The sequence below is a fragment of the Cupriavidus necator N-1 genome (assembly GCF_000219215.1).
Classification (GTDB): domain Bacteria; phylum Pseudomonadota; class Gammaproteobacteria; order Burkholderiales; family Burkholderiaceae; genus Cupriavidus; species Cupriavidus necator.
In genome coordinates, this window is the sequence record NC_015723.1 from 2,672,495 (window position 1) to 2,684,606 (window position 12,112).

The window sequence follows — 12,112 nt, forward strand, 5'->3', positions numbered from 1 at the left end:
CAAGGCGAGCCGTTTTGCACGTTCAGCGATGGGATCGTTAGACGATCTCGCGCGTCTCCAGGAACTGCAGCTCCGGGAACCGCTCCTGCGTCAGCCTCAGGTTCACCATGCTCGGCGCCAGATACACATGGTCGCCCGCGCCATCGAGCGCCACGTTATGCCCCGCCTTGGCGATCAGCTTCTCGATTTCCGCCGGCGTGCCCTTCAGCCAGCGCGCGGTCGCGCATTCATGCGATTCGAAAATGGCATCGACGCCGTACTCATGCTCGAGCCGGTGCGCGACCACGTCGAACTGCAGGATACCGACCGCGCCCAGCACCAGGTCGTTAGAGGCAAGCGGGCGGAACATCTGCGTGGCGCCCTCCTCGGCCAGCTGCTGCAAACCCTTCTGCAGCTGCTTGACCTTGAGCGGGTTGTTCAGGCGCGCGCGGCGGAAGAATTCTGGCGCAAATGACGGGATGCCGGTGAACTTGAGCGGCTCGCCCTCGGTGAAGACATCGCCCAGACGGATGGTGCCGTGGTTGGGCACGCCGATGATGTCGCCGGCGTAGGCTTCTTCCGTCGTGTTGCGGTCCTGCGCCATGAAGGTGATGGCGTTGTTGATCGCCACGGTCTTGCCGGCGGACACGTGCAGCAGCTTCATGCCGCGCTCGAAACGGCCCGAGCACACGCGCACGAAAGCGATGCGGTCGCGGTGGCGCGGATCCATATTGGCCTGGATCTTGAAGACGAAGCCGGTGAACTTGGGCTCCTGCGGCTCGACCACGCGCGAATCCGTATTGCGCGCCAGCGGCGGCGGCGACAGCTCGCACAGCGCATCCAGCAGCGACTGCACGCCGAAGTTGTTGATGGCCGAACCAAAGTAGACCGGGGTCTGCTTGCCGTTGAGGAACGCATCCTTGTCGAAAGTGTGCGAGGCACCGCGCACCAGCTCGATCTCGATGCGCAGCTCTTCGGCCTGGCTGCCCAGGATGCGGTCCAGCTCCGGGTTGTCCAGCCCGTCCAGGATCGCGGCCGTGCCCTTCTCGCCGTGCGGATCGAACAGCTGCACCTTGTCATCGATCAGGTGGTACACGCCGCGGAAGGCCTTGCCCATGCCGATCGGCCAGGTCATCGGCGCGCACTGGATCTGCAGCACCTCCTCGATCTCGTCGAGCAGCTCGATCGGCGAACGGCCTTCGCGGTCGAGCTTGTTGATGAAGGTGAGGATGGGCGTGTCGCGCAGGCGGCAGACGTTGAGCAGCTTGATGGTCTGCGCTTCCACGCCGTTGACCGAGTCGATCACCATCACCGCGGAGTCCACCGCGGTCAGCGTGCGGTAGGTGTCTTCAGAGAAGTCCTCGTGGCCCGGGGTGTCGAGCAGGTTGACGATATTCTCCTGCGCCTTGCCATTAGCGGTCTCCCGGCGGTAGGGGAACTGCATCACCGACGAGGTCACCGAGATGCCGCGCTGCTTTTCCAGCTCCATCCAGTCCGAGGTGGCGTGGCGGTCGGCCTTGCGCGCGCGCACTTCGCCCGCGACCTGGATGGCGCCGCCGAACCACAGCAGCTTTTCGGTCAGGGTGGTCTTGCCCGCATCGGGGTGGGAGATGATGGCAAAGGTGCGTCGACGCGCAATTTCAGAAACGAGCGAGCTCACGGCAGCGGAGTTTGACTGGGAAATATTGGATGGCCCGGCGGGCGGCCGGGCCAGGGCCGGCAGCGCCCGCAGGCGATGGCGGGGCCGGGCTCTGCGGGCACGCGAAGGGAATGGGGCGCTATTTTACCGGTTTTGCGCACCGCTCCGGGTTTGTGGCGGCCCGGTTCGCCAAGTTATTCCGCCAGCTTATCCGCCGGCTTGCCGCGCAGGCTGCCGAACTGCAACGCGTACTGGCGCGTCAGTTCCGCGCCGAAAAAGAAGATCTGTGCCGAGTAATACACCCACAGCATCAGCGCCACCACCGAGCCCGCGGCCCCGTACGACGAGGCCACTGCGCTGTTGCCCAGGTACAAGCCGATCAGCCGCTTGCCGACCGAGAACAGCAACGCGGTGATGACCGCGCCCATGGTGACGTCGCGCCAGGCAATGCGCGCGTTGGGCAGCATCTTGAAGATCACCGCGAACAGCGCCGTCACCACGGCAAAGGAAAAGGCGGTGGAAATCACATCGGCCACCGGCGCGAACCACGACTGCGTCCACAACTGGCCCCAGAGGCGCTCCACCACGGCCAGCGCCGCGTTGACGATCAGCGACACCAGCAGCATGAAGGCCAGCACCAGCACCAGGCTGAACGACAGCAGACGCGCGCGCAGCAGTTGCTGCCAGCCCGCGGTCGCGGGCACTGGCACATGCCAGATGTCGTCCAGGCTGCTCTTGAGCTCGGCAAAGGCGCTGGTGGCGCCCACGAACAGGATGGCCGTCGCCACCAGCGCCGCCATGCCGCTGCCGCCGGCGCGGTGCGTGGCCGCCAGGATTTCCTGGATGGCCGCGGCGCCCTGCTCGCCCACCAGGCCTTCAAGCTGCGAGAAAATCTCGCCGCGCGCCGCCTCGGCGCCGAAAAACAGGCCGGCGATGGAGATCACCAGCACCAGGATCGGCGCCAGCGAGAACAGCATATAAAAGGAGAGCGCCGCCCCCTTGCTGGCCGCCCGATGCGCGAACCAGGAGTTGATGGCGGCGGCGACCACGCGCAGGGTGCGCGTGCCGGTATGGCGGTCCGGCAGCCAGTGCGGGCGGCGCCGGCGGGGCTGTGGCGCCGCGTTGCCGGCGGAAGTGGACGGGCGTTCGGTGTTGTCGGTCACGGCCTGGTGCTGGCGCGATGCGCCAGGCGGATCGCGGGTGCGTTGCGCATGCCTTCGCGTCACGGTCTGTGCGGCGAGGGCCCGTGCGTTCATCATACTGCGCATTGCACGCTGCCCCAAGCCGGCGCAGCGGGGCAACCTGCTACAGTAGGACGAGGCACACCTGCCGGCGCAACCCGTGCCCGCGCGCCGGCGCAAGGAGGCACCGTGACCTGCAACCTCCGCACGCGCCCAGCGGCCGTGCTACTGATCATCGGGATGCTGGGCTGCGCTGGCTGCGAACGCAGCCAGCCGGGCCCCAAGCCCATTTCCGGCACAGCGGCCAGCGCCACCCCAGGCGCGCCGGCCTCCGGGCAGCCACGCTGACGGCGCTACAGGCACTGCCAGCATCGACCAGGGCGTACCCGTTTCTGCGTGACCCATCGGCGGCCGGCGCAGGTGTTGTCGGGCCGCGCCCGCTGCAACACCGGTTTCAGGCGTGCAACGCGTTGCAAGGCCGCGCGTGCGGGCGTGGCGCAGCGCGTTATCCCGCACCCGGCGTACGCAACGGGCAGCCTGCGCCACACCAGCGCAGCCATCACGCGCGCCGCCGCGCGCAGGGCGCGTTGCAGCGGCGAAACCAATTGGTCTGCCACTGCGCCCCGGAGCCTGCCCGCGCTCGCCCCGCACGCCGCAAACCCGCGTGGCATAAGCCTTTGCGGCCCTTGGCACACTTGTCGCTCAGGCTGGACAGGGGCACATGTGTCCGTGTCCGTTGAACCCGTCATTGCATGCAGGAGAAAACCCAGCCATGCGTCATCCGCCATCACGCATGACGGCGCGCCGGCGCTCCTACCGGCTCGCAGGTCCGCCGCCATCGGTGGTGGATCTGCTGTCGTCGCCGCTGTTGCCCCATCCGCGTGCGCGCACGCCGCCCGCCGCGCCAGCCGCACAAGGCGCGGGCTGCGCAGCGACGGCAAGGCAGGGGGTTGCCAGGACTGCCTTCCGGCGCCATGCGGGCAAGCGGCGCGCGTGACCGCAGGCAGCATCGGCGACGCAGGCATTCGCGGCAGGCTGGCGCCGCAAACAGAATGATGCGGGCACACGAGCCAGCGTGCCCGCGCGGATTTGGTGCTCCGTCCCCCGGCGGGCACCGTTTTTTCCACAGGGAGGCACCCACCATGACAGCCGGAATGCTTGCCGCCACGGTGCTGGCGGTGTTCTCAAGCAGCGCCGCGGCGGCAAGCTATGCCTGGTTCGACCGCCCCGAAGCAGCCAGCGCCAACAGCCACGCGGCGGTTAGCAATGATGTCTACGTGCGCGGCTTTGGCTGGGCCTGGGGGGAACTGCAGCTATCCCCGGACACATCGTCCGGTGCCGCCATGCCAACGCCAGGGCGGCAAGCGCGCGACAAGCCGGAGCGCGGCGCGATCGTGCCGTGGCGCCAGCAAGACGAGAACGGGCCGCCGCGCCATCCGCGCGGCAAGCTCAGCATGAACCTTGCCGCCGAGCCGATGGATGCGGCCAGCGGCGGGTCCGGGGCCAGCCAGCCCCGTGCGGTGGTGCGCTGACGTGCCGACGGGCACGAGGAAAGGCGGAACCGGCGAGCGGACGTCGCCTGTTCCCCTTTCCTGCGGCGCCTGGGATTGCGCCCGGCCAGCGGCGACCTGCGCCGGCTGAGGCCCGCCAACCGCCAACCGTTTACTCGCCCGCCGTCGGCTGGCTCTCCACGCGAATGTTGTGCTTGTGCATGAGCCGGTACAGCGTCACGCGCGAGACATTGAGTTCGCGCGCGGCCGGCACCACGTGAAAGCCGTGGCTGGCCATCACGGTGCGGATGGCCTCGCGCTCGGCCTCTTCGCGGATCGCGTCGAGGGTCTTGCGCGGCAGTTCCGCCCCGCCATGCAGCTGCAGGTCTTCGGCGGTGATCTTGCGGTTGTCGGTCATCACGATGGCGCGGCGCACGCGGTTGATCAGTTCGCGCACGTTGCCCGGCCACGCGTACTGCATCATTGCCTGCGTTGCGCAGGCCGAGAACCCACGAATGCGCCGGTGCGCCTCGTGTCCGTGCTCGGTCAGCACCGCGTTGGCCAGCTGCAGGATGTCTTCGCCGCGCTCGCGCAGCGCCGGGATGGTCAGCGTCAGCACGCACAGCCGGTGGAACAGGTCGGAACGGAAACGCCCGTCGGCCTGTGCCGCCACCAGGTCCACGTGCGTGGCCGAGATGATGCGCAGGTTCAGCGGGATCGACTGGTGTCCGCCCAGGCGGGTGATCATGCCCTGCTGCAGGAAACGCAGCAGCGCCACCTGGCTTTCCAGCGGCAGGTCGCCGATCTCGTCCAGGAACAGCGTGCCGCCCTGCGCCTGCTCGATCCAGCCGATTTTGCGCTGGTTGGCGCCGGTGAACGCGCCCTTTTCATACCCGAACAGCTCGGACTGCACCAGGTGCGACGGAATCGCACCGCAGTTGATGGCGATGAACGGTCCCTTGCGCCGGCTCGAGGCATCGTGGATCGCCTGCGCGGCGAGTTCCTTGCCGGTGCCGGACTCGCCGGAAATGAACACCGGTGCCTCGTTGTGCGCCACCTTGGCCAGCGAGCGGAACATCGCCCGCATGGCCGCGCACTCGCCGATCATGGTGCCGCGCGAGGCGGTCTCCTGCGGGCGCACGCCGTGCAGCGATGCCATGCCCTGCGCATGCTTGAGTGTGTAGAGCAACTCTGGCATCGAGAACGGCATGCGCACGTAGTCGACGCAGTAGTCGCGGATCAGCCGGCGCACGCGCTCCTGCGCCAGCATTTCATCGGAGGTGATGGCCACCCACGTAATGTGCAGGTACTGCAGTGCCTGTTCGAGCTGCGCGAACTCGGCATCGCTGTAGTCGGACTGCAGGTCGATCACGCCGGCCATGGGCGGGCAGGCCCGCACCACGCGTTCAAGGTCGCGAATCTGCTGGACCCGGCGGATTTCCCATCCCGTGGCGCTGCCAGACGGGTCAAAACCAAAATCTTCATGACGCGACACGACCACGATCTGTGCAGTGCGTGACGCCTTGCACAGTCGGTCCATCACGATCTCCCGGACGTTAGGCTTGTTTTTGGTTCCGGCACCCGTGTCCGCCGTCGCGGTCTGGGGCCGCGGCGGACGGTGGGGCTGAACTGGCTGCGGGCACGCACCCGCGCGCGACGTCGGTATCACGAGCTGGACAGACTGCGGAGTTGCTCATCGGGCGCGGCAAGGTAGTCCGCACCTGCCTGGAGCTGATCGCGGATACGCCGCCGCACAGTCTCCTTTTCACGCATCAGCTCCAGGCGCGGCGCCTGCGGCGACTGGCCGGAGTATTGGTAGTAGAGCGTCTTGTAGGTCAGCTGGCTCAGGATCCATTCCTGCAGCAGCGTGCGCTGGCGTGCCAGTTCGCCCTCGAGCAGGCGATGGCGGCGCAACAGGTTGGCCACGGCCGCGCGCGCGCTGTCGCTGAGTTCGCTGTCTTCGGCAAGCAGGGCGGCCACGTCGGCCGTCGCGCCCTCTTGGACTGCCCGCTTGCTGGGCGCTTCGCCTGCGGCTTCCCCCACGGCAGCCCAGGCATGATGGATGGATCGGATGGAGCGGTTATTAGTCTCCCTGACAGGCCCGATGGCGGGTCGCCGGATCTCTCCTGCGGTCATGATAATCCCCGTTGAACAACATCCCCCGGCACTACACGTCTGCGGTTACCACTTGTCAGTCTTTGAGCTAGTTTTTTGTCTGCGTGGCGCGCGTGTTTCCCGCACGCTCCCGGATGGTGGCTATGCCGCCTTGTTGACGGTCTGGTCCGAAATGTCCCCCGACTGGCGAACGGCGCTCAAGCGCTCTCGGTTGGCTCCGACATCCTGCCGCATGCACCGGAGTCAAGAAGGGGCGCCTTGCCGCGCCCCTCTTTGCCACGTCTATAGTTCAGTGCATTTGGGGCACTTTGTCCAGCCCTGCGTGGGTGGCTTACAGCCAATCTCATACTTTGGTATGAGGCCGCGCGCACACTACCCGCTGGCCTGGGAATACACCCTTTTCCGGCACATTCCCGGCGGCCAACGTTAGCACATATGCTACGCAGAAACGGGTACGCTTTCACACCCCCGAACGGGTGATAACGGCCCCGTCTCCGCGGGGAATGGCAAGCCGCGCCCCATGCCGCGAGGGCGTGGCGGACTGTCACGCAGAAACAGGTACGCCCGGCCTGTGGGCCCGCCTGCGCGGCACGCAGAAACGGGTACGGCTGGCGAATGCGGGACGGCGCTGCGGCACCGCCCAGCATCACGATGGCAATATCATGACAGCGGCGCACCATGAAAAAAGGGCGGCCCTGGCCGCCCTTCCTTCATCCCATGCCGGCTGGCACGCTCAATGCCCTGGCAGGTAGTAGAACTTGAAGATGAACACCGCCGCGATGATCCACACCATCACGGGCACGCTGCGGGCGCGGCCAGTCAGCAGCTTGAGCGCCGCGTAGCTGATAAAGCCGAACGCAACGCCGTTGGCAACCGAGTACGTGAACGGCATGCCAAGCGCGGTCATCACCGCGGGCACGACTTCGGTGACGTCATTCCAGTCGACCTCCAGCAGTTCGCGCAACATCAGGCAGGACACATACAGCAACGCCGGCGCAGTGGCATAGGCCGGCACCGTGCCGGCCAGCGGCGCGATGAACAACGCCGCGAGAAACAGCACGGCCACCGTCACCGCCGTCAGTCCGGTGCGCCCGCCCGCCTGCACGCCGGACGCGCTTTCGATATACGCCGTGGTGGAAGACGTACCGAGGAACGAGCCCGCCATGATCGCGGTGCTGTCGGACATCAACGCCTTGTTCAGTCGGTCCATTTTCCCGGCCTTGAGCAGGCCCGCGCGGTTGGCCACGCCCATCAGCGTGCCGGTGGCGTCGAACAGTTCCACCAGGAAGAACACCAGCACCACGTTGATGATGCCGATCGACAGCGCGGCGGAGATATCGAGCTTGAACAGCGTCGGGCTGAGCGACGGCGGCGCGGAGAACACGCCGTGGAAGGTATTGCCGGCAAAGGCAAAGCTCAGCAGCGTGGTCAGCAGGATGCCGATCAGGATCGCGCCCTTCACCCGCAGGTGGTCCAGTGCCACGATCACGAAGAAGCCGATGATCGCCAGCACCGCCGAAGGCTGGTGCAGGTCGCCGATGGTCACCAGGGTGGCCGGGCTGGCGGTGACGATGCCGGCGTTCTTCAGCGCGACAATCGCCAGGAACAGGCCGATGCCCGCGGTGATCGCCACCCGGATCGAATGCGGAATGCCATTGACGATCATCTCGCGCACGCGGAACAGCGTCACCAGCAGGAACAGGCAGCCGGAGATAAAGACCGCGCCGAGCGCCGCCTCCCACGCAAAGCCCATGCCCTTCACCACCGTATAGGCAAAGTACGCGTTCAGGCCCATGCCCGGCGCCATCGCGATCGGGTAGTTCGCGTAGAAGCCCATAATCAGCGTGCCGATCGCAGCGGCCAGGCAGGTGGCGACGAACACCGCGTCCTTCGGCATGCCCGCATCGCCCAGGATCGACGGGTTGACAAAGATGATGTAGGCCATCGTCAGGAAGGTGGTGACGCCGGCGAGGATCTCGGTGCGCACATCGGTCTGGTGTTCGCGCAGCCTGAACAGGCGCTCGATCAGCGAAGGCGCGGCCTGGGGCTGGCCGTGCGGCGGATTGGCGGTTGACGTGCCCGGCTTGGAAGCGGGTTCCGGCATCGACATGACTGGTCTCCTGATATCGTTATCGTGTGCGCAGCGACAAGGACGGCGCGGCCGCCGGTGGCTGGCTTCGGCCTGAAGCAGCCTGCGACGCCCCGCTGTGCGGCAGGCGTACTCTGGTGCAGGTCAGCCCCGCTTCGCCATGGCACAGGCGAATAAGCGATATGCAAAAGGCGTGATGATCCCACAGCGCACACCGCGGAAGCCAGCGCCGCAACGGGCGCATTCCGGGGCGTCCCCAGCTTGACGCTTGCGGCAATCCCCCGTATAAAGCCGCCTAGATTCAAGCGACGAGGCAACAGTTCATTCGTTAGCCACCGTCTGGTACTTCGGTTGTCCATGGTGTCCTTTCCTTGAGTTCCCCGTGTCGGATGACGTTTTCGTCATGCGATGTTTTTTGTCCTTTTTCTGGAAAGCAAATCATGCAAACCGGTATCGTCAAGTGGTTCAACGACGCCAAGGGCTTCGGCTTCATCAAGCCGGACGCGGGTGGTGACGACCTCTTCGCCCATTTCTCGGAAATCCGCGCCGACGGCTTCAAGTCGCTGCAGGAAAACCAGCGCGTGCAGTTCGAAGTCAAGAATGGCCCGAAGGGCCTGCAGGCCGCGAACATCACCCCGCTGTAAGCGTTGACTGCCCGGCGCGCCCCGTGCGCGCCGAACAGCATAGAACCCCGCCCGATGGCGGTAATGCCGTTCAGTTAAGTCTGAACGGCATTTTTCTTTGCAGGGGTTGTAAACAAGGTGTCGAGCTGTTAACTTGCCGTTCCGATGCTATCGGAACAAGTCCACACCGCCCTTGAGCTTAGTGAGCCGGCCAGTTTTGCCCGGCTCAGCGAGCATCTGCCGATGGCATGGATCGAGCACGCGCTGGCCGCCACGGGAACAGCGTCCGTTCGCCGGCGCCGACTGCCAGCAGAGCAGGTGGTCTGGCTGGTCATCGCGCTGGCGCTCTATCGGCACCAATCGATTCCCGATGTGCTGGAGACGCTGGACCTGGCACTGCCCAACGATGCCAGCGCCTGTGTCAGCAAGAGCGGCATCGCCCAAGCCCGCGAGCGGCTTGGAGATAAGCCTTTGTTGTGGCTGTTCGAGCAGACCGCACGGGCGTGGGTGGCTCAGGATGCTGCGCACTACAAATGGAAGGGCTTGGCGCTTTACGCCATGGATGGCACCACCTTCCGCACTGCCGATAGCCCTGAGAATCGCCTGCACTTTGGCGCCCAGAGCTATGCCAGTGGCAAGGTCGCCAGCTACCCACAAGTGCGCGGTGTCTCGCTCACGGCTGTTCCTACCCATCTTGTTGCTGATATCGCATTCGGCCGTTACGGCTGCAATGAGATGCTCTATGCCAAGCCGCTTATTGAGCGGATCCCGGATGATTCGCTGACGATCTTTGACAAAGGCTTTCTGGCCGCAGAGATCCTGTGGGGATTGCGCATGGGCGGCAGCGAGCGCCACTTCCTGATCCCAGCCAAGAAGAATCTGCAGTGGGAGCTGCTCTCAGGCAGTGCGGATGATGGCATCGTTCAGATGAAGGTCTCCCCTCAGGCTCGCCGCAAGAATCCAGCCTTGCCAGAGACCTGGACAGCTCGCGCGATCCGGGACGAGGAGTCAGAGCGCGTCCTGTTGACCTCGTTGACGGACCGTCGGCGCTTCAAGGCCGCCGATATCCTTGCTTGCTACCGGCGCCGTTGGGAAATCGAAACCAGCTATCGGGAACTGAAGCAGACGATGCTCGGGGCCGAACTGACCTTGCGCAGCCGCCAGCCTGAGGGCGTGCATCAGGAAATCTGGGGGGCACTGATTGCGTACAACCTGGTACGTCTGGAGATGGCCAAGGCTGCGCTCGAGGCCCGCGTCGAGCCTACCGACCTGAGCTTTGTGCTGGCCTTGCGCCTGATACAGGGCGAACTGACCTGGGCAGCCGGCATGGCCCCAGGCAAGCTGCCGGCCCATCTGCAGCGCATGCGGGCCAAACTTCAGTTGGCGATCGTCCAAAAACGACGGGGGCGTAAGTGCCCCCGCGTGGTCAAAGCCCTGCCTAAGCGCTACACCGTTCGGTTCCTCAGAAAGGACCTTAACTGAACGGCATTAGCCCGATGGCGGGGTTTTTTGTTTTCAGACGCAGGTAGCGCCACTGGCGGCGCTACCTGCGCCACCTTCATCACACCCCGGCCCGCCCCGCTCCCGCCTGCCCCGATCGCCGGCCAGGCGCCCCGCTCTTGCTCCCGCCCGCCGATGCGGCCGACAGCCAGCACTCCTGGCCTTGCGCGGCACGCCATCCCGCTCACCACCCTGCCTCTCGCCCCACGCAGAATCGGGTACGCCCTGCTGCGCCGCACGAAGTCCAAGGCTGCCCGTGGACGTCGCAGAAATGGGTACGGTCGGCCTGCCGGGCTAACTCGCGCTGTGCAGCGCCGTACGCAGAAACAGGTACGCCCTGCGGCGGATGTGGCCTTTCCAGAGGCCTTCTGGCACGCAGAAACGGGTACGCCTGGATTTTTCTTCACATTTGATTCGGTCGATGGCAGCGCTTGTCTGCTCCCGCATTCCGCCGACATATCCACAAAACGGGACCGGGCCGACGACGCAGAAACGGGTACGGCGGATGCTGCAACGCAGTAGCCACCTGAAGGCCTGAGGCTGCCCGCACCCAACGCAGAAACAGGTACGCCGGCGGGAGCAGGGCACAACGTCATGGCACGCAGAAACGGGTACGCCCCCAAAGATGCGAGGCGGATGGCCACCAGGTCGCGCCGCGGCAACCATGGCATGTCTGCGCAGAAACGGGTACGGCACGCACCTTGGCGAGTTTGTCACGTATACGTTGAGTGTAAGCGCTAGCTTTTTATGTAGCGCTCATGTACAATGGAAACTGGGTGGCAATTCCGCTGGCGCAACCCCAGAAGTCTGCGCAGAAACGGGTACGCTGGGCCGAGGAAGTCCGGTGGCAGGCACGCAGAAACAGGTACGCTTCGCCGCGCACAAGACTCCCGGGGCGGGACGCAGAAATGGGTACGCCGCAGAAACAGGTACGCTGCGCCAGCACGGCAGTCGCTTTTCAGGCCAGCGCAGAAACAGGTACGGTTTCAGGCTTCGGAACGCAGAATCGGGTACGCATGGCGTGCAAAGCGCCCGGCGGCAGATCGGCAAGTGAACCTGTTTCTGCGTGGATAACCGGGCCCTGGCGGTGCTTTTCTGGGGAAGGAAGACTCAAAACACCCGTAAACTGCGTATACCCGGCGCTCGCTCGCAGAAACGGGTACGGTTTGTGGGGTAGCCGCTGTGGAAAAGGCTGTGGAGCCAGCGAGTTATCCCCGCAGAAACCAGTTCGCGCCACCCGCAGATACAGGTTCGGCTCGCCGCAGATATGGGTTCGGCCTTTCGCAGAATCGAGTACGCTTGTCCGCAGAATCGGGTTCGATGGGGTTGCTTTTTCCCTTAGGAATCAAGGCCCTGAACTTCACGTATACGGTTTACAAGTAGTTAACCCGTATCGGTATCGTTTACTGGTAGTGGATGGCTGGCGAACCGTGGACAACCCTGGCGGGTTGCCCACCGTCCGCCACCATGCGACCAATCGTGAGATCCCCAACTGG

The 12,112-nt window shown here is 65.3% G+C and carries 9 protein-coding genes; 4 read left to right on the top strand and 5 right to left on the bottom strand.

Annotated elements, in window-relative coordinates; translation table 11 throughout:
- Positions 1-37 precede the first annotated feature (37 nt).
- Together CNE_RS30160 and CNE_RS30165 are read right to left on the bottom strand one after the other, a co-directional pair.
- Complete coding sequence (locus tag CNE_RS30160) at positions 38-1,639, bottom strand: peptide chain release factor 3 (RefSeq protein ID WP_013954093.1); 1,602 nt, start codon at positions 1,637-1,639, stop codon at positions 38-40.
- 173 nt (positions 1,640-1,812) lie between these two features.
- Positions 1,813-2,886 (bottom strand): YihY/virulence factor BrkB family protein, encoded by a 1,074-nt coding sequence (locus tag CNE_RS30165; protein WP_013954094.1) that lies wholly within the window; start codon positions 2,884-2,886, stop codon positions 1,813-1,815.
- Positions 2,887-3,571: 685 nt separating this feature from the next.
- Between CNE_RS30165 and CNE_RS30175 the strand changes: the two genes are divergently transcribed.
- Positions 3,572-3,796, top strand: a complete 225-nt coding sequence (locus tag CNE_RS30175; protein ID WP_226797972.1) for a hypothetical protein — start codon at positions 3,572-3,574, stop codon at positions 3,794-3,796.
- A 145-nt stretch (positions 3,797-3,941) separates the two neighbouring features.
- Complete coding sequence (locus tag CNE_RS30180; RefSeq protein WP_013954096.1) at positions 3,942-4,331, top strand: hypothetical protein; 390 nt, start codon at positions 3,942-3,944, stop codon at positions 4,329-4,331.
- Between the two features lie 130 nt (positions 4,332-4,461).
- Here the strand turns inward: CNE_RS30180 and CNE_RS30185 are convergent, their stop codons facing one another.
- The 3 genes from CNE_RS30185 to CNE_RS30195 all read right to left on the bottom strand — a co-directional run bounded on the left by CNE_RS30185 (position 4,462) and on the right by CNE_RS30195 (position 8,514).
- On the bottom strand, positions 4,462-5,829 hold the full coding sequence (locus CNE_RS30185; protein WP_013954097.1) for a sigma-54 dependent transcriptional regulator: 1,368 nt from the start codon (positions 5,827-5,829) through the stop codon (positions 4,462-4,464).
- Between the two features lie 125 nt (positions 5,830-5,954).
- Positions 5,955-6,425 (bottom strand): hypothetical protein, encoded by a 471-nt coding sequence (locus CNE_RS30190; RefSeq protein ID WP_013954098.1) that lies wholly within the window; start codon positions 6,423-6,425, stop codon positions 5,955-5,957.
- A gap of 712 nt (positions 6,426-7,137) precedes the next feature.
- Complete coding sequence (locus CNE_RS30195) at positions 7,138-8,514, bottom strand: NCS2 family permease (protein ID WP_013954099.1); 1,377 nt, start codon at positions 8,512-8,514, stop codon at positions 7,138-7,140.
- A 419-nt stretch (positions 8,515-8,933) separates the two neighbouring features.
- Here CNE_RS30195 and CNE_RS30200 point away from each other — a divergent pair, with 419 nt between their 5' ends.
- Entirely contained in the window at positions 8,934-9,137 is a 204-nt protein-coding gene (locus tag CNE_RS30200; protein ID WP_010811149.1) for a cold-shock protein, read from the top strand.
- 144 nt (positions 9,138-9,281) lie between these two features.
- On the top strand, positions 9,282-10,598 hold the full coding sequence (locus CNE_RS30205; protein ID WP_013954101.1) for an IS4 family transposase: 1,317 nt from the start codon (positions 9,282-9,284) through the stop codon (positions 10,596-10,598).
- The last annotated feature ends 1,514 nt before the right edge of the window (positions 10,599-12,112 follow it).

What these genes read in the sequence shown, in the direction of transcription:
- CNE_RS30195 (WP_013954099.1), bottom strand. Translation starts at nt 8,514, where the DNA reads ATGTCGATGCCGGAACCCGCTTCCAAGCCGGGCACGTCAACCGCCAAT.
- CNE_RS30175 (WP_226797972.1), top strand. Translation starts at nt 3,572, where the DNA reads ATGCGTCATCCGCCATCACGCATGACGGCGCGCCGGCGCTCCTACCGG.
- CNE_RS30180 (WP_013954096.1), top strand. Translation starts at nt 3,942, where the DNA reads ATGACAGCCGGAATGCTTGCCGCCACGGTGCTGGCGGTGTTCTCAAGC.
- CNE_RS30165 (WP_013954094.1), bottom strand. Translation starts at nt 2,886, where the DNA reads ATGCGCAGTATGATGAACGCACGGGCCCTCGCCGCACAGACCGTGACG.
- CNE_RS30200 (WP_010811149.1), top strand. Translation starts at nt 8,934, where the DNA reads ATGCAAACCGGTATCGTCAAGTGGTTCAACGACGCCAAGGGCTTCGGC.
- CNE_RS30205 (WP_013954101.1), top strand. Translation starts at nt 9,282, where the DNA reads ATGCTATCGGAACAAGTCCACACCGCCCTTGAGCTTAGTGAGCCGGCC.
- CNE_RS30190 (WP_013954098.1), bottom strand. Translation starts at nt 6,425, where the DNA reads ATGACCGCAGGAGAGATCCGGCGACCCGCCATCGGGCCTGTCAGGGAG.
- CNE_RS30185 (WP_013954097.1), bottom strand. Translation starts at nt 5,829, where the DNA reads ATGGACCGACTGTGCAAGGCGTCACGCACTGCACAGATCGTGGTCGTG.